The organism is Pseudomonas sp. LBUM1662 (assembly GCF_059695915.1).
Genome location: NZ_CP166793.1, coordinates 3,917,051 through 3,939,996 on the forward strand (window position 1 = coordinate 3,917,051; position 22,946 = coordinate 3,939,996).

The following is a 22,946-nucleotide window of genomic DNA, read 5'->3' on the forward strand; positions in this document are numbered from 1 at the left end:
CACCTATCATAGTGATCGCCCGCAAAAGTATCCATTCTATTGAAGGCGATCACAATAAATGGATCAGTGTAGTTCAGGAGTGATGCGTGAAGGTTTCAAAAGAACAAAACGCTTACAACCGTGAAGCGCTCATTGCTGCGGCTTCCAGCCTATTCCAGACGCAGGGCTTCGCCGCCACTGGCGTCGCGCAAATCAGCGAAGAGGCGGGACTGACCCAAGGTGGTTTTTACGGACATTTTAAATCTAAGAGCCTGTTGGTCGAAGCTGCTTGCCGGAAAGCAATGGCCAACGGTCGCGACTCATGGCGTGCCATGATGGGGCCGGCTGCGAATGACTTGGAAACGCTAATTGACGCCTATGTGTCCCCCGAGCACGTCGAGGCCGTCGCTGAGGGCTGTCCGATGGCCGCGTACACCTGCGAAATCAAAAGTCAGGACGACGCCGTCAAGAACACCTTCACTCACGGTTTCGAGGACATGGTCGCCATCCTCCAGGAAGTGCTCGCCGGAGATTTCGCCGATGAAACCGCACGTCGCGAAGCGTTGTTTTTCATGTGCAGCATGGTCGGCAGTGTGGCTATGGCGCGGGCGACCAAAACCACAAATCCTCAGCTGGCCGAGGAAATCATTGCGGCAACCCGTGCGAATCTGAAGGCTGTCGCCAACACAGGAGTCTCTTAAGCCTCTAGCCGTTCGGATTGAGTCAGATGGCTCACAGCAGTCTCCAGAATTTCAGCTGAAAGCGCTGGGTGCGAGGCCATTCGCGACAAGGTGAGCGCTCCCATCATCGTGCACATTGCGGCGAGTGCATGAGCACGCGCGGACTCGCTTTTTCCGGGTTCAGACTGGGCGGCCAACAATTCAATGACCCTTTCCAGACCTTGGGTAGCGATCTCCTTTACCTGTTCGTTGCTCCGGACCAGCTCACTCCCAAGTGCTGCATAAGGGCAGCTTTTTTCCAGCGAGTCCCGATGGTCGGTTGAAAGGTAATGACTCACTGCCCCATTGAATCCCCCGACGTTCGCTACGCCCTCCAACTCCGATACCAGTGTATCGACCGCCACGCCGCAGGCCTCAGCCAGCACCTGATCTTTGGATTCGAAGTGACGATAAAAACCGCCATGCGTTAAGCCCGCAGCCGCCATAAGCCCCGAGAGGCCCGTCCCGCCAATACCGTTCTTGCGAAACTCGACGCTGGCAGCATCAACGATTCGTTGCCGGGTCTCGCTGGTTTCCTGCCGTGATTTGCGCATGCCAAAAATCCTGATCAATGGTGTTTGACTTAGATGTTACTTAACATCTATATTTATGACGAGCGTAATATTTAACCTTTCGCACCATAAATTGAGGCTACCAACATGACGCAAGCTACCATTCTCGTAACAGGCGCTACTGGGTACACCGGTCGTAGAACTGTTGAAATCCTCACTTCTAAAGGTGTACCGGTCAGGGCCCTGGTGCACAAGGAAGATGAACGTTCGGCAGAGCTTCGTGCAATGGGTGCCGAAGTGGTGCTGGGTGATCTGCTGGATTTGAACGCCGTGCGCAGCGCACTTGAAGGTGTTCGCACCGCGTACTTCGTATACCCAATTACCCCAGGCTTGATTGATGCGACTGCTCGTTTCGCCCAAGCAGCGAAGGAAGCCGGCGTCGAAGCCGTCGTCAACATGTCGCAGATTTCCGCGAGACGCGAAGCCAAGAGCAATGCGGCGCTTGATCACTGGACGGCGGAGCGCGTCTTTGATTGGTCAGGACTGGCAATGACCCACCTTCGCCCCACCTACTTCGCGCAATGGCTGATCTATCCCCATTTCCGCTCGCACATTCTGGAAAAAGGCGAGATCCGCCTGCCGTTCGGGGAAGGCCGCCACGCCCCCATCGCGGCTGAGGATCAGGCCCGCCTGATTGCTGCCATTCTTGAAAATCCGAAACGACATGCAGGCCAAACCTACACGCTGCACGGTCCCGTCGAGCTGAACCAGCAAGGTGTCGCGGACGCTATCGGCGAGGTGCTTGGGCGCAAGATCACCTATCAGCAAATCAGCCTCGAAGAATACAAACACGAACTGCTTGAAGCCGGCTTACCTCCATTCGTCGTTCAACATCTGGTCGAAGTCGCGTTGGATTACCAGCATGGTGTGTTCGAAGGCGAAGACAAGATCATTCGAGAAGTCACCGGACAAGCGCCAATGACCGTGCAAGAGTTTGTCACTCTTCATAAAGATCTTTTCAACGCATAAACCAGGTGAGGTGAGCCTGTGTCATGCACAGGTTCACCGTCACTCTTCGCGCCTGATGATGTTGAGCGCGAGCCCCTCTCCGATGACGACGTGTCGCCTTGACACATTCATAGTGACCACCTTCAATAAATCATGAATGCTATTGCTCGTCATCCGTTTCTGAGCAATTCGCAAAGTGCTGCTGGAAGTCCAAAGAACGGAAATCCAGACCTACGTGATTCAACTGCACAGGACCAGAACGGGGAATAAAAATGAATAGCCTCAATCGCAGTGAGCTGTCGCGTCGCGATGTGCTAAAGCACTCGATGCTTCTCGCCGCAGGGATGGCAACAATCAACCAGGGCTCTGCCTGGGCTGCCACTGCTGAGTCAACGGCAACCGCGAGTCATCCCAAACCAGCAACAGGCTTCACTGAAAAGATCGTGTTGAAGGACGGTCACCGAATCTACGTTCGTGACTATCCCGGCAAAGAACCTGCATTTGTCCTGCTGCACGGCTTTCCCGATAACTGTCGTATCTACGAAGATCTGGCCCCACGTCTGAGCGCCGCTGGCCGTCGCGTTATTGCTTTCGATTTTCTTGGCTTCGGTGCGTCCGACAAACCGACAGACTTCCGGTATGACTTTGAACAGCAATTGGCTGACTTCAACGCTGTAGTCAATGATCTAAAATTGAATTCAGTCATCCCGGTTGGGCACGACGCGGGGGGTCCGGCAGCGGTTAACTTCGCATTGGACAATCAAGACCGCGTTGCCTCTCTCGTACTGCTCAACTGTTATTACGCAAACGCCTCCGTATTGGCCTTTCCCGACTTCATTGAACTGTGCTGCAATCCGAAAACCAAGCTTTTGGCCCACGCGATGATGACGGACCCTAAGCAAGCAGCTTACCTCTTCAATTTTCAGCAGGGCCTACTGTTGGCCAACATGACGCCGGCAATGAGGACGCGCTTCGAAACGGTGTTGCAACCTATCATTGCGCACAACTTCACCCAGCAGCCGAGTGCAATGCCCGCCTTCCTGGCCATGACCGGGAATGCGTACGCAAACCTTGCGGCAAATGACCGGCGCCTTCCTGAACTGGCTAAATTCAATAAGCCGGTCAAACTGATCTGGGGTGGTCTGGACAAGTACCTCAACACTGCCGTCGCTAAAGATATCGCCGCCCATTGCCCCCACGCGACGCTGACGACACTCGATGCAGAACATTGGCCGCAGTTCGATCTGCCTGACGAGGTTGCCGAGCACATGCTGGCCTGACCTGACCGGCAGTGTTCATGTCATGCTGATTTATTCCGCCTATCGATAGGTTTTATCGTGGCTCGGGCAATTATCGCCCGCCCTTCTCCCGGTTACTTTTGGCTCAAGACTCATCAACGAATGTCTTCAGCCATTACGGGATTCAGCATGACAAAATTATTTACCGGCAAAGTCGCCTTGGTAACTGGCGGGTCGCGCGGCTTAGGCGCAGCGACCGCCAAGGCCCTCGCCGAGCAAGGCGCAGACGTAGCCATCAGTTACGTGTTCGCCGAAGAGCAGGCACTCAACGTGATCGAGTACGTCACCGCTCAAGGCGTGCGAGGCGAAGCATTTCAAGCGGATCAGGCGGACGTCGACGCCGCGCAATCGCTCATTGATCGAGTAATGGCCAAGTTCGGCCGTATCGATATCCTCATCAACAACGCCTCCATCGATCAGTTGGGTAGAGTCGATGATCCCGCCCGCGACGCCGAAGCATTCGATCGCTTCTGGGCCGTTACGCTTTCGGGGTTCATGGCCACTGTGCGTGCGGCGTCCAAAGTACTCAGCGATCAGGGCCGAATCGTGATGATCGGTTCTAACCTGGGCAACCGACCTGGCATGTCGGGTATCGCCGATCTCGCGGCATTGCGTGCAGCCATCGATGGCTATTCCAGAGGGGTCGCCCGTGACCTGGCCGAGCGCAACATTACCGTCAACGTGGTACACGCTGGGTTTATGAAAACCGACCTCAACGCGCATCTGCGGGACGCTTTGGCGCCTTTGGTAGAGCGCTTGTGTTTCCCGCGATTTGGCCGACTGGAAGAAGTCGTTGCACCCATTCTCTTTCTAGCCAGCCCTGCCGCGTCCTACATCACTGGCACGATCATCGATGCCGACGGCGGCTACAACATCTAGTCGCCGCAGCACGCGGATGGCTCGGCTGAAATTACTGGGGAATACAGCATGAAAAAACTTGAAGGGAAAATTGCACTCGTCACCGGTGGCACCTCTGGAATTGGTTTGGCGACAGCACGCTTGCTGGTCGAAGAAGGCGCGCACGTATTCATCACGGGTCGTCGTCAGGCTAATCTGGATGAAGCTGTACGTTCGATCGGTAGCAATGTGACAGGGGTCCAGGGCGACACGAGTAATCTTGATGACGTGGATCGGTTGTTTAAACTCATCACCGAAGAGAAAGGCCGGCTCGACATGGTGTTTGCCAATGCGGCAGCTCAAGCCAGCGCGCCGTTGGGTGCGATAGACATCGAGCAATACAATCGTGTTTTTGACGTGAACGTGCGCGGCACTTTGTTTACCGTACAGGGCGCTTTACCGTTGTTGTCGGACGGCGCTTCCGTTCTGCTGATGGCATCCGTTGCTGGGTCAAAAGGCAACCCAGGTCGAAGCATCTACGGAGCTTCGAAGGCGGCGGTTCGATCATTTGCACGGTCGTGGGCCAATGACCTCAAGTCTCGTAACATCCGTGTTAACGCGATTAGTCCTGGCCCCACCGATACTCCCGCATTCGATTCACCGGGAGGAGCCGAGCAGACCGCTCAGATCAAGACCCGGATTGCATCGACCATTCCACTAGGTCGAATGGCCCGTTCTGAAGAAATCGCCAAAGCAGCCGTTTTCCTACTTTCCGACGACAGTAGCTTCACCACGGGCTCGGAAATGTTCGTGGATGGCGGCTTCACCCAGATCTAGAGTGCTATCGGCCAATCCCCATTGTGCGCTAGGCAAATATCTAATTTAGAACAGTAGAAGGCTTGGAGGCGCCGCTTCATCGGCGGCTGCTTCCGGCCAAGCTGTCTCTCAGTTCCTAAGATTTTATGGACTGCCTCATTTTCCTCGTAAGTCCGACGGAAAATTGCCCCGGCTTTCGCACAAGTTACTAAATCCCAAATGCGGACTGCTTGCGCCTTTAAAAAAGCCTCTCGGCAATAACGCGCCGCGACAGACCATTATCGGGGTTGCTTTGAATAAATTTTGATCCTGCACGTGCCAATGCAGTGAGAAGAACTTGGTCGCAAACGCAACGGAGCGGCGGATGGCTAATCAAGCCACCTGACTGTCCTTTTTCTAATCTCTAGGTGGCAAAATTCAGAGGTACCTATGCTTTCAGAATGGCTCTCCAATCTCCTCACCCGACGAGGATCCCACTATGCCTGGGCCATGGTCGCCGTGACATTTTTGGCTGCCTTGGTAAGTGCCGCAGCGGTAGGTGCGCCTGGCATCTTCATCGTACCAATGCAGATGGAATTCGGCTGGAACACTACGGAGATCTCGTCAGCACTTTCGATCCGATTTGTCTTATTTGGTCTGACGGCTCCATTCGCCGCTGCATTGATGAGCAAATACGGGCCGCGCAATGTCACGGTCGCAGCAATCACCTTAATAATGACCTCCCTCCTTGTGTCGCTCAATATGACGAAGGTCTGGCAGTTAGTTGCATTATGGGGAGTGGGTGTTGGCGTAGGCGCCGGCATGACAGCCCTTGTACTGGGTGCAGTGGTAGCGTCCCGCTGGTTTGAACACCGCAGAGGTCTTGTGATCGGTGTATTGACCGCGAGTAACGCCACAGGCCAGCTTGTTTTCATGCCGCTGCTCGCAAGCATCACCGAACATCATGGCTGGCGTTGGGCGCTCGTTGTACTCTCTGCGATGCTTGCCTTGGCTGCGTTCGCAGTACTCATGTTCATGCGTGACCGCCCGAGCGATCTAGGTCTGCGCCCTTACGGCAACACGAGCACTGATCCAATCGTTGCGCCAGTCGCAAGTGGTGAGTCAGTGTTTATGGCGACTCTGCATACGCTGCGCGATGCATCCAAGACGCGTGTGTTCTGGATTTTGTTCGCCACCTTTTTTATCTGTGGCGCGAGTACCGCTGGCTTGGTTCAGGTGCACCTGATTCCATTGTGCGGCGACTTCGGTATTAATCAGATTCAAGCTTCGGGTCTGCTTGCCGCCATGGGCGTGTTCGACCTGATCGGCACCGTTCTTTCGGGATGGCTCTCAGACCGTTACGACAGCCGGCACCTGCTGTTTTGGTACTACGGACTGCGCGGGCTTTCGCTGATTGCACTACCGTATTCAGACTTCACGATCTTCGGGTTGTCGGTCTTCGCGATGTTCTACGGACTCGACTGGATCGCAACAGTCCCACCTACAGTACGCCTCGCCGTCAACAAGTTCGGGCCAGAGCGTGCTGGCTTGGTGTTTGGATGGGTCTTCGCAGGCCATCAAATTGGTGCTGCGGTAGCTGCTTACGGAGCTGGGTGGTCCCGAGTAAATCTTCTTAGCTACCTGCCAGCGTTTTTCACAGCGGGTGTACTGTGCTTGTTTGCTGCGGCGATCATCCTGACCATCAGGCAGAAGAAGCCTAAATCTGAGTTCGCTACCGCTTAAGATTTGCTAGTGAACGCAGCCAGCGCAGCGAATGTCATTTTCGTTGAGCTGGAAAACCACCGTGCCACACGACCCAACTGCGTTCTGCGAGCCGAAGGTCACGATGTTCTTTGACGTGATTTATGCGCCTTTAGGTGTCAGATCCACGCAACTGTCGATCTGAATACAGACTGCGAATAGTGGACAAGTCTGAATGAGGAAGCCGGCTGCAATGGCGCTGCTTGATACAACTGCACTGGCGCAGAACCTCAGAGGTTTTCAAGACGACCCCTATGGGTCGTTTTCTGCCTCTCTCGACGGGCAGAAAACGGCCAAAAGTGGACGGTGGACACGGTGATGGCAAATGGATAGCTTCGTTCGAGGGCTGCAGTCCGGTGGCGCCGTCCCGAACCCGCGAAACGCGAGTTCGGGGGTCTTCCCAATCGCCACGGATAGCGGCGACCTTCAGACAGGCGCAGAGATAAAGCAGAGCCCCCCTTGTGGAGAGTGCACCGACAGCAAGGAGCTTGGTAAAGCGCCTCGATTGGGCATGGCTACTAACGCCGTGGAACGCGTAGCGTCCGCCCGCTGTAAAAAGCCCCAACAGCAGGTTCAATTATGGGCGCTGAAAAAACTACTCAATCAGTTCGTAGTGGAAATCCTCTGGAACAAATCGATTAGTACCGATAGGTTGCCTGCACAGAAAACCCATTCGCGCTATTGTTGTAATTGGCGCTGTATTGCGGTTGAAGACCGGAGTTGTCCGGTTGCTTTACCGAGACTTTGGAATCCCAGAGATAACCGTAAGCAAAGTCTATCGTCAGATCGGAACTCGGCGAATAAGCGCCACCCAAGGTCACGGCCTGGCGATTCCCAACCGGTATGCGCACGCTGCGATCGGCATTCCTGATGGGCGACGGATCATAGGCGTAGCCTGCGCGCAGCAGCCATTGCTGGTTCAATTGATAAGAGGCGCCAACGGCGGTGCTCCAGGTGTCACGCCAATTCATTTCTTCGATCACCGTTCCCATGCCAGCCGCCTGCCCCACGGGAGAAAGACCGCTGTTGACGGCCTCGACCTTCTTGATCCGGCTCCAACGTTTCCAGGTGGTTCCCAGGTATCCCGTCCAGCGACTATTGAAATGATGCGTGATAGACGTATCCAAGGATTCTGGCATTGTGAGGTCTATCTTGTTGTCATACTTTCCGTCCAGCGGGATGACGCTCGGGGAGCCAGAAACTTCAGTATGCCCTTCGAGTTCATAGTCCACCTTCGAGTGATAGTTAATCCCCCAACTGGTTGCCTCAGTAAAGTCAACCAGGATGCCTACGTTGTAGCCAAGTGCCGTGTCATCGCCTTTGATGGTGACCAGTGTGTCCTCGCCGTTGTTCAGGGCGCCGGTGGCCAGGTAATTTTGAAGCTTTGCATTAAAACGGTTTATGGTCGGACCGCCACCAATGGACACGTAATCATTGATCCGATAGGCAATGGTGGGTTGAAGGGTTATTTCCTTGGTCGTGCTATAGGAGCCATGGTAGCGCCCCTGAAAAGAGCTCTCGTAATCATTGATCAGACCACTCGGAGCATAGAGACCCAGTCCAATCGAAAAACGATCATCAAGTGGCGTCGACATATAAGCAAAGGGCACAACTCCCAGCGGTACAGAGTCCCCTTTATTCGTTCCTGAGGCACTGCTCTGCGCATCACTGATGTCATCGCGCACTGAGACGACCGCGGCCCCGCCGGAAATCTCACTGCGTTTCAACTTGGTCAAGCCTGCGGGATTTCCAAAGATGGTGCTGGCGTCCAGCGCGGAAGAAGACCTTCCCGCATAGGCAGTTCCCGCACTGCTTGCACTTTGTTCGTTTAACGCAATTCCATTGGCGCTTGCAATGGTAGAGGCGCTGAGTAGTGCGATGGCACTGCTGAATTCAATCCAGACTGCACACTTACGCTGAGTAGAAACACTCGGGATCACACGGCTATTCAGTTTCATTTTCCACCTCATGTTTATTGTTTTTGTTGATTGCACCAGGCAAGGCTTCGCCTTTCCGTGCACTTTTCAGTGCCGGTTGGAGTGGATCAATGTTGTGTAAAACACCCTGGCTAAATAGCGCCAGGGCATGACTGCCGGACTTACAGATTGCGAATCAGGAACTCAATTAAATCCACTCGACTTGAAAGCTATAACGGCCCAAGAGCGGAGCCAGAACTTCCTGGCCCGTTCCGGCCCTGACGCAGGCAACCTGCCCACGACGATTGTCCTGCACGACGTCAACAGCAATATCCGAAAGCCCCAGACGTTCCACTTCCTGCTGGACTACTTTGGCAATTTCCCGCTGCTGCAAAGCGGGCTTGAATATCTTGCCCACGGCGGTCAGTGGCAGTGCTTCGAGGATTTCAATGCGCTTGGGAACGGCTGCCCGCTCGCTGATATTGAGATGAGCGAACGCCTCAAGTTCTTCGGCATTGCACGCCTGCCCGGGGCGTAGTTGAACGTAGGCGACCGGCACCTCGCCCGAGTAGGCATCGGGACTGCCGATAGCAGCGGCCAGAGCGACGGCGGGATGCGTTTGAAGTGCCTCCTCGATTTGCTTGGGATCGATGTTGTGGCCACCGCGGATGATCAACTCTTTCTTGCGCCCGGTCAGCCAGAAATAGCCCTGCGCATCCTGGCGACCCAAGTCGCCCGTATTCAGCCAGCGCTGACCGTCGATATCGATCCAGAGGCCCTGGTTATGACGCTCCTCCAGATAACCCTCAAAGAGGTTTGGACCGCTGATCGTGATGAGGCCGATTTCATCCACGTTGGCGTCGCGCAGGTACTCTCCGGAATCGTTGAGCAAGATCGCGCGCATATTCTGGTAGGCGATCCGTATTCCGATGGAGCCGATATGGCGCTCGCCATGGGGTGGATTGATTGATGAGACGCAGGCCCCCTCAGTGAGGCCGTAACCTTCAAGGATTTTCACCCCGGTACGGCTCTCGAACTCCCGGAAAAGCTCAGCCGGCATGGGGGCGGCGCCACACATGGCAAAGCGAAGACTGGACAGGTCGCGACCCTGCCATTCATTTTGCAGAAGTGCGGAATAGACAGTAGGCACGCCGGAAAAGAGGTTGATACCGAAGTGCTCGACCATCTCCCAGAATCGTGGGATCACCCCCTCGCCACGATACCCCTGGGGCGTCCCGAGGATCACATGGTCGCCTTGAGTCCAAGGCATCAGTCCAGTCACCAGCTGGCCATTGACGTGAAACAGCGGCAGGCCACAAAAGATAACCTGGCCACCACTGCTTGGCTGCAAGTGAGCGGCCACGGCCCATGCATTGAATACTTCAGAGCCATGGGTACGCGCGGCGATCTTGGGGAGTCCGGTGGTGCCGCCAGTACAGATATAAGAGGAGCATTCATCCTGACGAATTTGCCGACCACTCTTCAGGTGTGTATGCGGCTGAGTACTCATCAGCGATCGCCAATCGTGGATCGCGATACCGCTGTGTAAGTCTCGCTCCTTCAGTGCCGCGGCCTTCAGAGCCCCACGCACAGATTCGGAGACATAGGGTTCCATGCTGACCCAGACGACAGACCTGACCGTGGGTAACTGATCCAGCTGCGAAACCAGTTTGGGCCACAGATCGCTGCCTGGCGTCGGCGCGAGTGTCACCATCACGGATGCCTTCGCGGCACTCAGCAAGCCAGCCATCTGCTTGGCCTCAAGCAGAGGATTGATCGCCATGACGATCCCCGCCGCCTCCCCGCCCCATATAGTGAAGTGGGTTTCCGGCAGGTTTGGCAGGATGAAGGCAATCACCTCGCCCGGTTTTATGCCCAGGTCATCGAAGGCATTCGCCGCGCGGGTAATATCCCCAAAGAGCTGGGAGTAGTTCCACTCGCAGGTGCGCTTGAAATCGGCGGCATCGGCGAAGAAACTCAGCGCCGGTACCTGGGGGGTGCGCTCGGCCGCCTGACGCAGCGCTTCATAAGTGCTGCAAGCCAGGCCACGCCCCGACAAGGGGACTCGTTCGAGACTTTCAATGTCATTCAGGGTCTGCACAACCATCAGGCTTCCCCCACGACTCGATTGCGTTGCACGCCGAGGTCGATCACGCCATCGGCGCTGCGAATGCGCGCCTCGACCACATCACCTGCCTTGAGGTACTGCGTCCGGCCCTCTTGCGCCTTGAGGAATAGCTTCCACTTGGTGGCTTCTGGCAAAAGGGCTGCAATGCGCATTTTGCCAGGCGAAGGAATCGTTAGAGCACAGCCCGCAGGAGTACCGGTGGCGATCAGGTCTCCAACGTCGAGATCTTGCAAGGCGGAGAGTTCGGTCAGGGTTTCAGCGGGACCGTAAACCAGGTTGGCCGTGCTGTCGTTCTGTCGCACCTGGTCGTTGACCGTCAGCTTCAGCTGCAGTGCCTTGAGGTAATGCATGTCCTTGGCATCCAGAAGGCAGAGATACGGGCCGACCGGGCCGAAAGTGCGGTAGCTCTTGCCCTTGTAGAACTGCATCTGGGGAATCTGAATGTCGCGCGCCGAGTAGTCATTGACGATGACGACGCCGGCGATGAACTCATGCAGATTGGCGTCGGTGACAGCAACAGCGCCAGTGATCGAGCGCTTCATCACAAGGCCCAGTTCGATCTCGTAGTCAAGGAAGCGCACGTGGCGCGGCTTGATCAAGTCGCTGTCAGCCGCCACCAGGCAACTCGTCGCCTTGGTGAAGATCATGTTGAATTTCTTCGCATCCGGGTCCATGCCCGACTCGATCATGTGCTGACGGTAATTGGCACCCTGGCAGACAAACTGCTGGTTGCGGGTCACCGGCGACAGCAGTTTTACTTCGCCCTCCGCAAGCTCTGTACCTTTCAGTTGAGCGAGGTCATCGATACTGTTCTGGCGAAGGAAGTCACCGGTGGTTTCAAACACACCGGGGATGACCGTGATACGGCCCTGGCGAAGCACGCCCCAGTGGATACCGTTCTCAAATTCAAAGCGGACTACGTGTACAGCAGACATTGAAGGTACTCCTGGAGCGGCGTTTGTCCCGCGTTCGGTGGCGTGGGAACTGTGGTGTTGTTCTGAAGATGGGCTGGCAACGGTGTAGACCCACGCACTGCCAGCAATCAAAGCGCCGGCTTTAAGCACGTCCCGCCGGCCAAACCGGGTTGAGTTGTCCGACATGGCGGCAGCTCTACCCGAACATCCGCATGAGTGTTATCAACTTGCGAATGGTCAGGTCCGGGCTGCGCCGCAGATTGCGGATCAGCAGAAGCAGATTGGCCAGGCTCATCTTGGGTTTGGTAAAACTCTTGGGCATGCGCTGACCCCACTGGGCCATTGCCTCGGGGCTTACCGGATGAATGCCCGTCGGCCGAGCGGCCGTGAAAATATCCCCGTCGCAGTAATGCTCGTGCTTATCGCCCCATGGGTCTTGCCAGTAATCGAAGATCTGACTGCCCAGAATGTGTCGGCCGATTCCCCATGAGTGTTCCCAACCGCGCTCGCGCAGGACGCGCTGCCCCATTCCCACCGCGTCTGCATCGACGACTTCATAGGCGCTATGGCTATAGGTCGCCATGAACCCTTGCGCAATCGCGAGCGTATGGTGATCCGCGGGAATGTCACTAAGATCAAGGCGCATGAAAGTGACGATAGGCGTGCCGTCGGGGAGTACCTGCACATCGCTGGGAATAAACCCGAAATGCTGCGTATACCAGGCACAGGTCGCTTGATAGTCGGCCACTTCAATGACGATGTGACCGAGCTTGAGTACTTCAGGGGGAGCAATCGGCGGGCGCTGCGTGGCGTTGATTCGCGATTGCTGGTGCGCCAGATTCCAGTGCAGAGGGGCCCTATGTACCAGTGCCGTGCCTGGCGTCTGGTCGCAGACGGCTTCCACAATAAAACCGGAAGGATCCGTCAATTTGACGCAATACCCATTACCCGGATGTTCCGATTTCTCGACCGATGACGCGCCCGGGATTCGAGCGAGCTTTTCCAGATCTTCCAGGGACTGCACTGCCAGTCCGAAGCCGATAAAACGTGCATGCTCGGCCTGTTGGACACGGTAGCAATATGAAGTAGCTTCGGTGCCCCGCAGATAGAGCGTATCGGCCTCCTGACGACTGACCGTCAGACCGAAGTCAGTCAGGAAACGCGCCGCCTCATTCAAGTCCGGCCGTTGGAAAATCAGGTGAGTCAGAGCCTGGGCCTTCACCGTCGGCTGCGGATGCTGCGCGGGGTGTGGTGTCGCCAACCGGTGCAATTCGTTTTTGTTGTTCATTGTTGTTTTCCGGGTTTTTAGGGCAAAGCGGTCCCGAACCCCTGAAAACTCAGGGGTTTATTCAGTCAAATCAGTTACGAGCTCAGTCGAGAGATGGAAGCGCCGGCAACTCTTGGGTCGACAACGCACGCGCCTCTTCTGGCGGCACACCCAATGCCCGCAATACCAGCTCGGCGGTATCAGAGCCCGACTCGCGCCACGTCCGGTGACCTTCCAGTACCAGGAAAATCGAACCAAGCACGCTGCTCGATATCAACGTCAGTACCGAAAGCAATTGCTCCTGCGCAAACGTGTAGCGCCCAGTGGCAAGCCCGCTCAGAAGATCCTTCGTCGCCTGGCTGCTGAACATTTCGCGCAACGCAGAATTGCTCATGGCGAATTTATGGATGAACGCGCCCCACTGGGAGTCTTCGTGGGCTCGGCGAATGAAGAATCGAATGCCATTGGCCAGGCGCTGAGCTGGATCCGTGAGGGAATTGAAGCTTTTGTTGACGCGCTCATGCATCTCCCTCGCGAGATGGCTGGCGACCGCCTCGAACAGGTTTTCCATGCTGTCGATGTTGCTATAGACCGTTCCGCGCGCCACGCCTGCCTCTTGGGCGAGGTCAAGAATGTTCACTTGAGAGGTGCCTCTTTCAGCGAACAGGCGAAAGGCGGCTTGATGAATGCGGCGCTGTGTTGGATTCAGGGATTCCACGGTTCTCTCTCCAGGATTACCTTATGGACCGATTGAACACTCGTGTTCATTTCACGTCAACCATATTTTTTAGTATGTCGGTTTTTCTGTCTGAAAACCGAAGCAAAACCAAATAATCCCAGTACTAGAATCGAGGAAGCCGGATCAACAAAAGCCCTTCGCATTGACACAACTGAACACGCATGTTCAATTATGTTGGCGACTTTTTATAAGCTGAAGGACAGAACATGACCGGCTCAAATCTCTTCAAACCGCTTCGATTGCCCAACGGCACGGTGATTCCAAACCGGATCGCCAAGGCTGCCATGGAGGAGAACCTTGCCAATGAGGATCACGCTCCAGGGGAAGCGCTGGTCAAGCTCTATCGGAGCTGGGCGGAGGGTGGTGCCGGTCTGATCATCACTGGCAACGTCATGGTTGACCGCCACGCCTTGACCGGACCCGCTGGCGTCGTGCTTGAGGACGATCGGAACCTGGGCAAATTCAAGCTATGGGCCGATGCTTGCCGCAGTCGCGGGGCTCAGGCCTGGATGCAAATCAATCATCCCGGACGGCAGCTATTGGCTTCAATGGGCCAACCGGCAAGGGGCCCCTCCGCAGTTGCGGTCGATATCCCCGGACTTTCAAAAGCGTTTGTGCTGCCCAGGGCTTTGGAGGAGCAGGAGATCGAAGAGCTGATTGAGCGCTATGCCCAAGCGGCGGTGTTGGCGGAGCGCGCCGGATTCACCGGCGTGGAGATTCATGCCGCGCATGGCTACCTGTTCAGCCAATTCCTTTCCCCCCTGACCAATCGGCGTGATGACCGCTGGGGCGGTAGCCTCGAAAATCGTGCGCAAATTCTATTGAAAACCATCGACGCAATTCGCCAGCGAGTGGCACCGATCTTTTGCGTCGCTGTGAAGCTCAACTCCGCGGACTTTCAGCGCGGCGGTTTCGATGCAGCAGATGCGGCTCGCGTGGTGGAAATGCTTAACACCAAGGCGGTCGATCTGGTCGAGTTGTCGGGTGGCAGCTACGAAAGCCCAGCTATGCAGGGGCAAACCCGCGATGGCAGCAGCCTCGCTCGAGAAGCTTACTTTCTCGAGTTCGCAGAAAAAATAGGAGAAATAGCGCGCATGCCGCTGATGGTCACCGGCGGCGTGCGCAGAAAGGAGGTTGCGGAGAGAGTGGTGAGCGGCTCGGTGTCAATGGTCGGACTTGCTACTGCGCTGGCAATCGTACCAGCCCTGCCGAGGCAATGGATGGCAGGTCGAGACGTCAGAGTGGAGCCCATCGTCGTCAGCTGGAAGAACAAGACGCTGGCATCGCTGGCAGTGGCATCGGTGATCAAGAAGCAGCTCGGCTTGCTGAGTCAAGGTAAACGGACAAACCCAGGGACTTCGCCACTCATGGCATTGATCGGCAATCAACTGAAGGCTCGTCGCCAGGCGAAGAGCTATCGGCAATGGATTGATCAAGCCAGGTAGAGGATCAGGCCGGTAGCGGCTTGCCGGCGATTTTCCTGGCTCTGGCAGGTGTGACGCCTAGAGCCTGGAGAATCATTTCGGCAACCCGCAAATCGTGCTCTGCCACTGCACGTCCCTCGACAACCGAGCGCATTGCTCCGGTTGTGCACGACAGGACGATGTCCAGGGCGATCCCTTCGTCCTCGTAAACAAAAGTCCCCGCACGCAGTCCCTCACGCAAGTCACCCAGCACATGGTCAGCCAGACGCGAGCGCATGGCCTGGTCGAAATGGATGATGCGCAGCAGCGCATTCGCCCATTGGTGGTCGGCTGCGGCCCGGCACACAAACATGCGAACACCGATCGAAAGACGCTGTGCGCCGCAGTGCACATGCCTGCTCATGGCGGAAATGGCATCGGAGAATTCCGCGGCCATTGCGATGCCCACCGCCTCCAGCACTTCGTCGCGAGTCCGAAAATAGTTGTAGATGGTGCCGTTAGATACCGCGGCTTCCGCAGCGACCTCGAGCAGTGCGATCTCCCCCACTTCCTTGCGTGCGATAAGGCGCAATGCCGCGTCCACCAGGCAACGACGGGTGCGCTCACGCTTCTTGTGACCTCTCGTGAGAGGTTCTGGCGCATCAGCTTCTAAAGGAAGTGTGGGGGAATGCATGATCAAGCTCGTAATCTAATGGGCTCGTTGATGGTAACGGAAACGCTGTCAGGCGTGGCGTCTTCGCTGGCCAGCAGGTTTCTGCAGTCTCGAAGGAGATTGTCTGCTTCTGCGCCAAGGGCGTGGTGCATGATGATACGGTCGGGGCGAACCGCGACGAGCGTTCCCTTGGCAGCCAGCGGCAGGATCTCATGGTTCATGTCTTCGATGAAGTCACAGCTGCCGCCGGAGCGTTGACCGCGTGCCCTGACCTCTAAAAAGTGGCCGCCCATTTTTTCCCAGGAAACGATCTGATCAGGGGTCAGCAATGACAACGGGTCCACACCGAATCCAACCAGAGTCAGGCTATCTCCCAGTGCATCGTCGCTCAGTTTGATCTGCTTTTGCAGGTTGCGAGTCCAGGCCTGGGGAAACAGGCTGCCGCGTACCAGTTTGTCGCCACGGCGATGCTGCACGAACAGGCCGTGTTTGAAGGTGTTCTTCGGCTTGATGTCCAACTGTTCGAAGTACCTCCTGGTAGTGGGCGTCAACGCCAGCGTGCGCATCAGGCCGTGGACAAAGAAAGCGGCGATCTTGTTCTTGGGCATCACCAGGCGGCCCATGAGTTTCGCCAGATTGATCATCGCCCGGGCATGGGGGCGGCGCTCTACGTCATAGGTTTCGAGTATTGCAGGCGCGGCATGGCCGCGAAGGACCCAAGCCAGTTTCCAGGCAAGGTTGGCGCCATCTCGAAGTCCTGCAACGAGGCCTTGCCCGACAAAAGGAGGCGTGATGTGCGCTGCGTCACCGGCGAGAAAGACGCGCCCCTTGCTGAATCTGTTGCAGCACCGCGCGTGGAATCGATACACCGCCTTGCGCTCGATTTCCAGCTCCTGCGGGTTGATCCATGGCGCGATCAGCCGGGCGATGCTTTCCGGGCTCTCAAGCTCTTCCCGGGACTCGCCGGATTGCAGCATGAACTCCCAACGTTCCCTGCCGCCGGGTGCGGGCATGTGCGGTGTCGGGCGCCGCGGATCACAGAGAAACTCGATGTGATCAATCGCTGACTTATGCCGGTTCTTGACATCGACAATCAGCCAATCTTCCACATAGGTCTGCCCTTCGAATTCCTGGCCAATCAGCGCTCTGACCCTGGAGCTAGCGCCATCCGCTCCGATCAGGTACTGGGCACGAATGGAATGCGACTGCCCATTTTCATCCCGTACGGAAGCGAAGACGCAATCTGACACTTCGACCAGGCTCTCAAGCTCGAAGCCACCCAGGCTGGTCACGGTTTTTAGCCGGGAAACCTGGCCGCGCATCGCACGTTCGAGGTCGGGTTGATAGAACGTCACGAGTTTCGGATGGCCGTCGACGCACCCCTCGGTATTGGCTCGACCAAACTGCCCGAGTACCGGGGAGTGCATCCTCACTTCAGGGATAACGATCTTCTCGAAAGCGTCTTCCGACAAACCGGCCTGTTGCAGGATGCGCAGCGCCTCGTTGTCCAGAGCAATGGCACGCGGCATCAGTACGACGTCATGGACCTTGTCCAGTACCAGGGTCGTGACCCCATAGCGGCCGAGCAGCGCAGCGATGGTCGCACCTACCGGACCATAACCGATAACCAGCACGTCGACGGCGGCGGGAGGCAATTCGCAAACTTTCTTGTTGTTGTTCATCTCGGGCCCTTGTTGTGATTGAAGTCGTGAGACGCGAGGTCTCATCGTCAGGCAAGGTCAAGGTATTCAATATTGAGAGATATTTCAATATTGATGTTTTTGTCATTAATCTTTGAGATCATGCTCAAGCCGCGCGGGGCCAATGGGCGAGCCGAATTGCGCGACGTGAACGGAGTTTGCGCGTGTGCCAGTTTCCGACCGGCGACGCTTGGCTTCAGCGCTGATCAGCGTTGTCATTGGAGGCATAGCTGAAGACGGCCTCGTGAAGATCGCGGCGCACACTCTGTCTAGTCTTTAGGAATCAACCGTGGCACGTCCGCAGCCCCATCCCAACCCAGTCTTGCTCTGCTTCGTCGAGTTCGAGCTCGATGAGTCCAACGCCTGTTTGTCGCGCAATGGGCAAGCGGTGGCATTGGCGCCGACGCCCTTCACGTTGTTATGCGCGCTGGCACGCCAGCCAGGATCGCTGGTGACCAAGGACGCCTTGCTTGATGCCGTGTGGGGGCATCGGTTCGTCAGCGATTCGGTCCTGAAGACGGCCATTAGCGATCTGCGCAAGGTACTGGGCGACGATCCCAGGCATCCTCGTTTCATCGAGACGGTGTCACGGCGCGGCTATCGCTTCATCGCCCCGCCCTCCTCCACACGTTCGATAGCGCCTGCACCCGCGACGGCTACAGCGGCCTTCACACCTCTGTCATCGTCATTCATCGGTCGCACCGACGAGGTCTCCAGGCTGCAACGGGCCTGGGAGCAGGCGAATGGCGGCCAGCGCGCGGTGGTCTGGCTCGCCGGCGAGCCGGGAATTGGCAAGACGACGTTGATCGAACATTTCCTTGCAGGCGTTGGCGATATCGCCTACGCACGCGGCCATTGCGTGGAGCACTACGGTGTCGGCGAGCCATATCTGCCGGTGTTGGAGGCGTTAGCCGATTTGTGCCGCAGCGACCCAACCTTGCCGGCGCTGATGCGCGCCGTGGCACCGACCTGGCTGCTGCAACTCCCTTGGCTGAATACCCCGCAGGAGAAAGACGCGTTGCGGCGCGAGCTTGCCGGCGTCGGCCCGGATCGCATGCTGAGGGAAATGGGCGAATTGCTGGACCGCTACACAGAGCAGCGCCCGCTGATGCTGGTGACCGAAGACCTGCACTGGAGCGATCGGGCGACGGTCCAGCTCATCAACTATGTAGCACGGCGACGTGGCCGCACGCGGCTGATGTGGCTGTCGAGCTTCCGCCTCGCCGAGGTGGTTGCGCTCGATCATCCCCTCAGCTCGTTGCGCCACGAACTGCGCCTGCAACGTCTATGCGAAGAAGTGGTGCTCGACCCGTTTTCGGAAACCGAGGTCGCTGAGTATGTGGCGCTGCGCTCGACTTCGCTGGCACGCGATGAAGCCTTCGTGCGCGCCCTGCACGAACGGACCGACGGTGTGCCGTTGTTCGTTTCGTCGATCACCAGTGAAGTGATGGACCCAAAGGACGACAAAACCACCATCGAGGCTCGGCTTGCGGATCTGGCGGTGCCCGAAAACCTCGCAGCCATCATCGATCACTACATCGCCAGGCTGGGTCCGGAGCAACGCACCCTTCTTTCGGCTGCAGCGGTGTGCGGGGTTGAATTCCGCATCGAGACGGTTTCGCTGGCCCTCGAGCGCGAGCTCGCTTCGGTGGCACACGCCTGTGAAGAGCTGATAAGCGAACAGGTATGGCTCATACAATCACGGTCCACTGAAGTTGAAGAGACGCTAGAGCCACCCCACTCTTTCCGACACGGGCTCTTCCGCCAGGTGCTGTACGACCGCACGCCGCGCTCATTGCGCACCCAACTCCATCGCCAGGTCGGCGCTGCCCTCGAACGCGAACGCACGACCGGCGTGCCGGTTGCTGCGTCGGAGCTGGCAATGCACTTCGACCGCGCCCGGCAGCCGATGATTGCGCTGCGTTACTACGCCGAGGCCGCGGTAGCCGCGCTGCTGCACTTCAGCCCGGACTTGTGCATTGGTCTCACTGAGCGCGCCTTGGTCCTGTTGATGCAGGCTCCCGAAGGGACGGAGCGCAATGCGCTCGAAATGACCCTGGCTACGCTGCAAGGGGTTTCGGCTTTCCACATGTTCGGTGTCGGCAGCGAAGCCAAGAGCAGCTTCGAACGTGCCTACAGACTGCTGGCGGATGTCCCCGAGCACCCCATGCGTGGTCGCCTGCTGCACGGATTCGGTTATCTGCTGGGTCTGCGCGGCGACTATGCGTTGGCGCTCGAAGTGGCGGAGCGTGCCGAAGCCCTCTCCCGCGACGCAAATGATCAAGAGCTCATGCTGGCGGCGTGCATCGTCCAGGGCGAGGTGCATCACCTCCAGGGACGCACGAAAACGACTCGCCGCTGGCTGGAACGCGCCCTCGCAATCGCCGAGCCACTAGACATCGGGACGAACGAGGTTTTTGCGGCTGATCCTCAGGTCATGCTGCACGGCATGCTGGCTATAGAACTCGTGCGGTCAGGTCTGGTTGAGCAAGCCCGAGCCCACATGCAGCAGGCGCGGGCACGCGCGCAGGCGTTGCGTCAACCCATGACCTGGCTGGTCGCCGCCTGGCAGGAGGTGCTGATCGAGGTGCGGATGGGAAACCACGTACGTGTAGCCGCGCTGGCCGACGACATGCAGGCGCTGGTCGATAAATATTCGCTCGCACTCGGGCGTACGGCTTGCCGCTGGTGGCGCGGCTGGGCCGACGCGCGCAACGGTGCACCGCTTGATGGCTACCGTCGCATCCGCGAGGCCTATGAAGAACACACCGGGCTTGGAATGCGTTCCGGTGCCAGCGAGGTGCTCGGCTACGCCACCGAGGCGCTGCTGCTCGCAGGTGATTGCGACGCAGCGCAATTTGAATTGCAGGAAGCATTTCGGGTGGGCGAGGAACTGGGCGAGCGCGTCTACCTGCCGCAGCTGTTGCTGCTGGAAGCAGCGATCTCGCGAGCACAGGGTCGGCCCGACGCCGGCATCGCTGCGGTGCGGCGCGCAGTTGAAGAAGCTCGCGCCCAGGAAGCACCGTGGCTGGAGCTGGAAGCGCTGGTCGAACTGTGCGAGCTCCCTGTCGCTACGGCCGACGATCAACAGGAATTGGCAACGCTGGTTGACCAGTCGACGGAAACTGACGGAACCGAGCTGGCGAAACGTGCGCGCTTGCTGCTTCAGGCTACGCAGTCGACTTGAAAAGTTAAGGGCGAAAACCTGTGGGAGCGAGCTTGCTCGCGATAGCGGTGGGTCAGCCAATATTGATGCTGGATGTGCCGCCGTCATCGCCAGCAAGCTCGCTCCCACAGGGGCTGCGGTGTTCACGACCTTAACCTACGGTGCTGTCCCGACCGAAGTCTGACCTTTCGCTTACGACTCGCCCCAGAGGGCCGCTTACGCTGTGTCGAACTTTCCTGCCCCCCTGGTCTGCGATGATCCTGAACCCTGAATCCAAGTACCCGAGCCGCCGCTCTTACGTAGTGAAGCTGCGCAGCGACGCCGCGCCGGGGGCCCTGGTGGGCCGCCTCGAAAACCTGGTCACCGGACGACAGCGCGAGTTTTCGTCCGCCGAAGAGCTGTTGGAGTCGATTGCCTCGGACCTCGCGTTGACAGCCGGCGAGCACACGGCAGATACCGGCGGCGAGTGACGCCTCCACCACGAACGAGTGCTCGATATGGCGACCGAACGGCGACCCTTCGCTGACGACTTCGCGCACACCGGGCCCTACGCTGATGCCACCTCGAATTTGCACGAGCCCAATCCGATGCCGCGACTTCCAAACTTCCACCTGTTGACCCGCAACACCGGGCAGACGCCCCTGCAACATGCCGAACGCGTAATCGGTGTCGTAAAGGGTGCGGCGCTTGCCGCGTCCATCGCCCTGATCCTGACCGGTTGCTCCACGGAGGTGCTGACGCCGTCGGTAGACCTACCGAGCAACTTCGCCGCGAGCACGGCCTCCGAAATGGAACCCGAGGCGGCATGGTGGGAGGTTTACCACGACCCGGTGTTGACGGATCTGGTGCGCCGAGCCGCGCGCGAGAATCGCGACGTCAAGATTGCCGCCGAGCGCCTGCACGCCGCGCGTGCTGACGAAACGGTCAGCCGTTCATGGCTGTTCCCGAGTGTCGGCGCATCCGCCTCCGGCAGCGATCGCAGCAGCGGCTACAGCTCGGCCACGAAACAGGGTTATCCGGATACCGAGACCACCAGTGCGGGGCTGGACGTCTCGTGGGAGCTCGACCTGAGCGGCCGCTTGCGCGCCGGCGCAGCGGCGGCTGACGCCGATGCGATGGCCGCGGAGCACAGCATGCGCGGCGTACGCCTGCTGGTGATGAGCGACGTCGTCAGCAATTACTTCACACTGCTCGGCGCGCAACGCCAGGTCGCGACACTGCGCGCCATCTCAGCGATGCAGGACGAGACGCTGCGTCTGGTTGTCGCTCGCCAGCAGGCGGGGCTGGCCTCGGCCTTCGACGTCGAACGCGCGCAGACCGACGCCTTGTCGGCGCGGGCGCAGATTCCGCCGCTGGAAACACAGGTGGCTGTGTCGCGCCATCGTATTGCGGTGCTGATTGCCGACCAGTCCTTCAATACCGCGAACATCCAGTCTTCGATCAGCGATGTGGCAGTGGTGCCCGAGGCCAAGCCAGGCCAGCCCGCAGAGCTGCTGCAACGTCGACCTGACGTGCTGGCGTTGATGGCGCAGCTCGATGCAGCCAATGCGCGCCGCAAGCAGGCCGCGGCCGAGTGGTTTCCGCGGCTGTTCCTCGACGCCTCCTTCGGCCGCCAGGGCTTGAGCCTGAACGGCGCCGATCTCGGCGTTGCACGCTTCACTAACGTGGCGGGTTTGCTGGCGATGCCGCTCTTTAACGCCGGGCGCACGCAAGCAATCAACGATGCGGCCGAAAGTGCTCAAAAAGAGGCGCTGCTGCGCGCCGAAGACGGCATCGTGCGGGCGCTCGAAGATGTAGAGAACGCCCTCGTCACGCTGGCGCAAGAGCGGCGCCGCGCCGGGTCGCTGCAATTGGCCGCCGCGTCCGCCGAGGCTGCACAGAACCGCGCCCAGTCGCTCTATAACCGCGGGCAGATCGACCTGTTGCCACTGCTGGATTCGCAGCGCGCGCGCCTGGCGGCACGCTTGAATTCCAACGAAAGCAACACCCGCCTGCTGATCGATAGCGTGCAGCTCTATAAGGCACTGGGCGGGGGCTGGCAGGTGTTCGAACAACCCGCTACTCCCACAGCAGCCACCGCAGCCGACCGGCCACCACTTTCCTGAGAATTTCGTTTTACAAAGAGGAACCG

Annotated in this window: 18 protein-coding genes; 10 read left to right on the forward strand and 8 right to left on the reverse strand. The window is 58.1% G+C overall.

Annotated elements, in window-relative coordinates:
* Positions 1–86 precede the first annotated feature (86 nt).
* Positions 87–680, forward strand: coding sequence for a TetR/AcrR family transcriptional regulator (locus ACA049_RS17480; protein ID WP_348127069.1), 594 nt, complete (start codon positions 87–89; stop codon positions 678–680).
* Here the strand turns inward: ACA049_RS17480 and ACA049_RS17485 are convergent.
* Positions 677–1,252 carry a TetR/AcrR family transcriptional regulator gene (locus ACA049_RS17485; RefSeq protein ID WP_348127072.1) on the reverse strand — a complete coding sequence of 192 codons (576 nt, stop codon included), beginning with the start codon at positions 1,250–1,252 and terminating at the stop codon, positions 677–679. The two genes, ACA049_RS17480 and ACA049_RS17485, sit on opposite strands and share 4 nt — an antisense overlap.
* Before the next feature lie 105 nt (positions 1,253–1,357).
* On the opposite strand from ACA049_RS17485, the gene ACA049_RS17490 reads away from it, so the two are divergent.
* The 5 genes from ACA049_RS17490 to ACA049_RS17510 all read left to right on the forward strand — a co-directional run bounded on the left by ACA049_RS17490 (position 1,358) and on the right by ACA049_RS17510 (position 6,891).
* Positions 1,358–2,239, forward strand: coding sequence for an NmrA family NAD(P)-binding protein (locus ACA049_RS17490; RefSeq protein WP_497328530.1), 882 nt, complete (start codon positions 1,358–1,360; stop codon positions 2,237–2,239).
* A 251-nt stretch (positions 2,240–2,490) separates the two neighbouring features.
* Entirely contained in the window at positions 2,491–3,498 is a 1,008-nt protein-coding gene (locus tag ACA049_RS17495; RefSeq protein WP_497328531.1) for an alpha/beta fold hydrolase, read from the forward strand.
* A 147-nt stretch (positions 3,499–3,645) separates the two neighbouring features.
* Complete coding sequence (locus ACA049_RS17500) at positions 3,646–4,395, forward strand: SDR family NAD(P)-dependent oxidoreductase (protein ID WP_092280701.1); 750 nt, start codon at positions 3,646–3,648, stop codon at positions 4,393–4,395.
* Positions 4,396–4,443: 48 nt separating this feature from the next.
* Complete coding sequence (locus ACA049_RS17505; RefSeq protein WP_348131819.1) at positions 4,444–5,190, forward strand: SDR family NAD(P)-dependent oxidoreductase; 747 nt, start codon at positions 4,444–4,446, stop codon at positions 5,188–5,190.
* A 408-nt stretch (positions 5,191–5,598) separates the two neighbouring features.
* Entirely contained in the window at positions 5,599–6,891 is a 1,293-nt protein-coding gene (locus tag ACA049_RS17510) for an MFS transporter (protein WP_497328532.1), read from the forward strand.
* 656 nt (positions 6,892–7,547) lie between these two features.
* On the opposite strand, the gene ACA049_RS17515 is transcribed toward ACA049_RS17510, so the two are convergent.
* The 5 genes from ACA049_RS17515 to ACA049_RS17535 form a co-directional block, all read right to left on the reverse strand.
* On the reverse strand, positions 7,548–8,867 hold the full coding sequence (locus ACA049_RS17515) for an outer membrane protein transport protein (protein ID WP_497328533.1): 1,320 nt from the start codon (positions 8,865–8,867) through the stop codon (positions 7,548–7,550).
* Between the two features lie 166 nt (positions 8,868–9,033).
* Positions 9,034–10,932, reverse strand: coding sequence for an acyl-CoA synthetase (locus ACA049_RS17520; RefSeq protein ID WP_497328534.1), 1,899 nt, complete (start codon positions 10,930–10,932; stop codon positions 9,034–9,036).
* Positions 10,932–11,888, reverse strand: a complete 957-nt coding sequence (locus ACA049_RS17525) for a fumarylacetoacetate hydrolase family protein (RefSeq protein WP_172791235.1) — start codon at positions 11,886–11,888, stop codon at positions 10,932–10,934. Before ACA049_RS17525 ends, ACA049_RS17520 begins: the two co-directional genes overlap by 1 nt.
* Positions 11,889–12,063: 175 nt before the next feature.
* A complete protein-coding gene (locus ACA049_RS17530; RefSeq protein ID WP_497328535.1) occupies positions 12,064–13,155 on the reverse strand; it encodes a VOC family protein in 1,092 nt (363 codons plus the stop codon).
* Positions 13,156–13,237: 82 nt separating this feature from the next.
* Complete coding sequence (locus ACA049_RS17535; RefSeq protein ID WP_497328536.1) at positions 13,238–13,852, reverse strand: TetR/AcrR family transcriptional regulator; 615 nt, start codon at positions 13,850–13,852, stop codon at positions 13,238–13,240.
* 227 nt (positions 13,853–14,079) lie between these two features.
* Here ACA049_RS17535 and ACA049_RS17540 point away from each other — a divergent pair, with 227 nt between their 5' ends.
* Positions 14,080–15,318 (forward strand): NADH:flavin oxidoreductase/NADH oxidase family protein, encoded by a 1,239-nt coding sequence (locus ACA049_RS17540; RefSeq protein ID WP_497328537.1) that lies wholly within the window; start codon positions 14,080–14,082, stop codon positions 15,316–15,318.
* Positions 15,319–15,322: 4 nt separating this feature from the next.
* On the opposite strand, the gene ACA049_RS17545 is transcribed toward ACA049_RS17540, so the two are convergent.
* Together ACA049_RS17545 and mhpA are read right to left on the reverse strand one after the other, a co-directional pair.
* Positions 15,323–15,970, reverse strand: a complete 648-nt coding sequence (locus ACA049_RS17545) for a TetR/AcrR family transcriptional regulator (RefSeq protein WP_497328538.1) — start codon at positions 15,968–15,970, stop codon at positions 15,323–15,325.
* Between the two features lie 2 nt (positions 15,971–15,972).
* Positions 15,973–17,631 carry a bifunctional 3-(3-hydroxy-phenyl)propionate/3-hydroxycinnamic acid hydroxylase MhpA gene (gene mhpA / locus ACA049_RS17550; RefSeq protein WP_497328539.1) on the reverse strand — a complete coding sequence of 553 codons (1,659 nt, stop codon included), beginning with the start codon at positions 17,629–17,631 and terminating at the stop codon, positions 15,973–15,975.
* A 307-nt stretch (positions 17,632–17,938) separates the two neighbouring features.
* Here mhpA and ACA049_RS17555 point away from each other — a divergent pair, with 307 nt between their 5' ends.
* The 3 genes from ACA049_RS17555 to ACA049_RS17565 all read left to right on the forward strand — a co-directional run bounded on the left by ACA049_RS17555 (position 17,939) and on the right by ACA049_RS17565 (position 22,920).
* Complete coding sequence (locus ACA049_RS17555; protein WP_497328540.1) at positions 17,939–20,836, forward strand: AAA family ATPase; 2,898 nt, start codon at positions 17,939–17,941, stop codon at positions 20,834–20,836.
* A gap of 233 nt (positions 20,837–21,069) precedes the next feature.
* Positions 21,070–21,285 (forward strand): hypothetical protein, encoded by a 216-nt coding sequence (locus ACA049_RS17560; RefSeq protein WP_497311548.1) that lies wholly within the window; start codon positions 21,070–21,072, stop codon positions 21,283–21,285.
* Positions 21,286–21,402: 117 nt separating this feature from the next.
* Positions 21,403–22,920 (forward strand): efflux transporter outer membrane subunit, encoded by a 1,518-nt coding sequence (locus tag ACA049_RS17565; RefSeq protein ID WP_497336893.1) that lies wholly within the window; start codon positions 21,403–21,405, stop codon positions 22,918–22,920.
* The last annotated feature ends 26 nt before the right edge of the window (positions 22,921–22,946 follow it).

Bases quoted from the DNA above. Each gene is read 5' to 3' on its own strand.
- ACA049_RS17520 (WP_497328534.1), bottom strand. From the start codon at position 10,932: ATGGTTGTGCAGACCCTGAATGACATTGAAAGTCTCGAACGAGTCCCC.
- ACA049_RS17485 (WP_348127072.1), bottom strand. From the start codon at position 1,252: ATGCGCAAATCACGGCAGGAAACCAGCGAGACCCGGCAACGAATCGTT.
- ACA049_RS17540 (WP_497328537.1), top strand. From the start codon at position 14,080: ATGACCGGCTCAAATCTCTTCAAACCGCTTCGATTGCCCAACGGCACG.
- mhpA (WP_497328539.1), bottom strand. From the start codon at position 17,631: ATGAACAACAACAAGAAAGTTTGCGAATTGCCTCCCGCCGCCGTCGAC.
- ACA049_RS17510 (WP_497328532.1), top strand. From the start codon at position 5,599: ATGCTTTCAGAATGGCTCTCCAATCTCCTCACCCGACGAGGATCCCAC.
- ACA049_RS17530 (WP_497328535.1), bottom strand. From the start codon at position 13,155: ATGAACAACAAAAACGAATTGCACCGGTTGGCGACACCACACCCCGCG.
- ACA049_RS17525 (WP_172791235.1), bottom strand. From the start codon at position 11,888: ATGTCTGCTGTACACGTAGTCCGCTTTGAATTTGAGAACGGTATCCAC.
- ACA049_RS17500 (WP_092280701.1), top strand. From the start codon at position 3,646: ATGACAAAATTATTTACCGGCAAAGTCGCCTTGGTAACTGGCGGGTCG.
- ACA049_RS17545 (WP_497328538.1), bottom strand. From the start codon at position 15,970: ATGCATTCCCCCACACTTCCTTTAGAAGCTGATGCGCCAGAACCTCTC.
- ACA049_RS17565 (WP_497336893.1), top strand. From the start codon at position 21,403: ATGCCGCGACTTCCAAACTTCCACCTGTTGACCCGCAACACCGGGCAG.
- ACA049_RS17490 (WP_497328530.1), top strand. From the start codon at position 1,358: ATGACGCAAGCTACCATTCTCGTAACAGGCGCTACTGGGTACACCGGT.
- ACA049_RS17495 (WP_497328531.1), top strand. From the start codon at position 2,491: ATGAATAGCCTCAATCGCAGTGAGCTGTCGCGTCGCGATGTGCTAAAG.
- ACA049_RS17560 (WP_497311548.1), top strand. From the start codon at position 21,070: ATGATCCTGAACCCTGAATCCAAGTACCCGAGCCGCCGCTCTTACGTA.
- ACA049_RS17505 (WP_348131819.1), top strand. From the start codon at position 4,444: ATGAAAAAACTTGAAGGGAAAATTGCACTCGTCACCGGTGGCACCTCT.
- ACA049_RS17515 (WP_497328533.1), bottom strand. From the start codon at position 8,867: ATGAAACTGAATAGCCGTGTGATCCCGAGTGTTTCTACTCAGCGTAAG.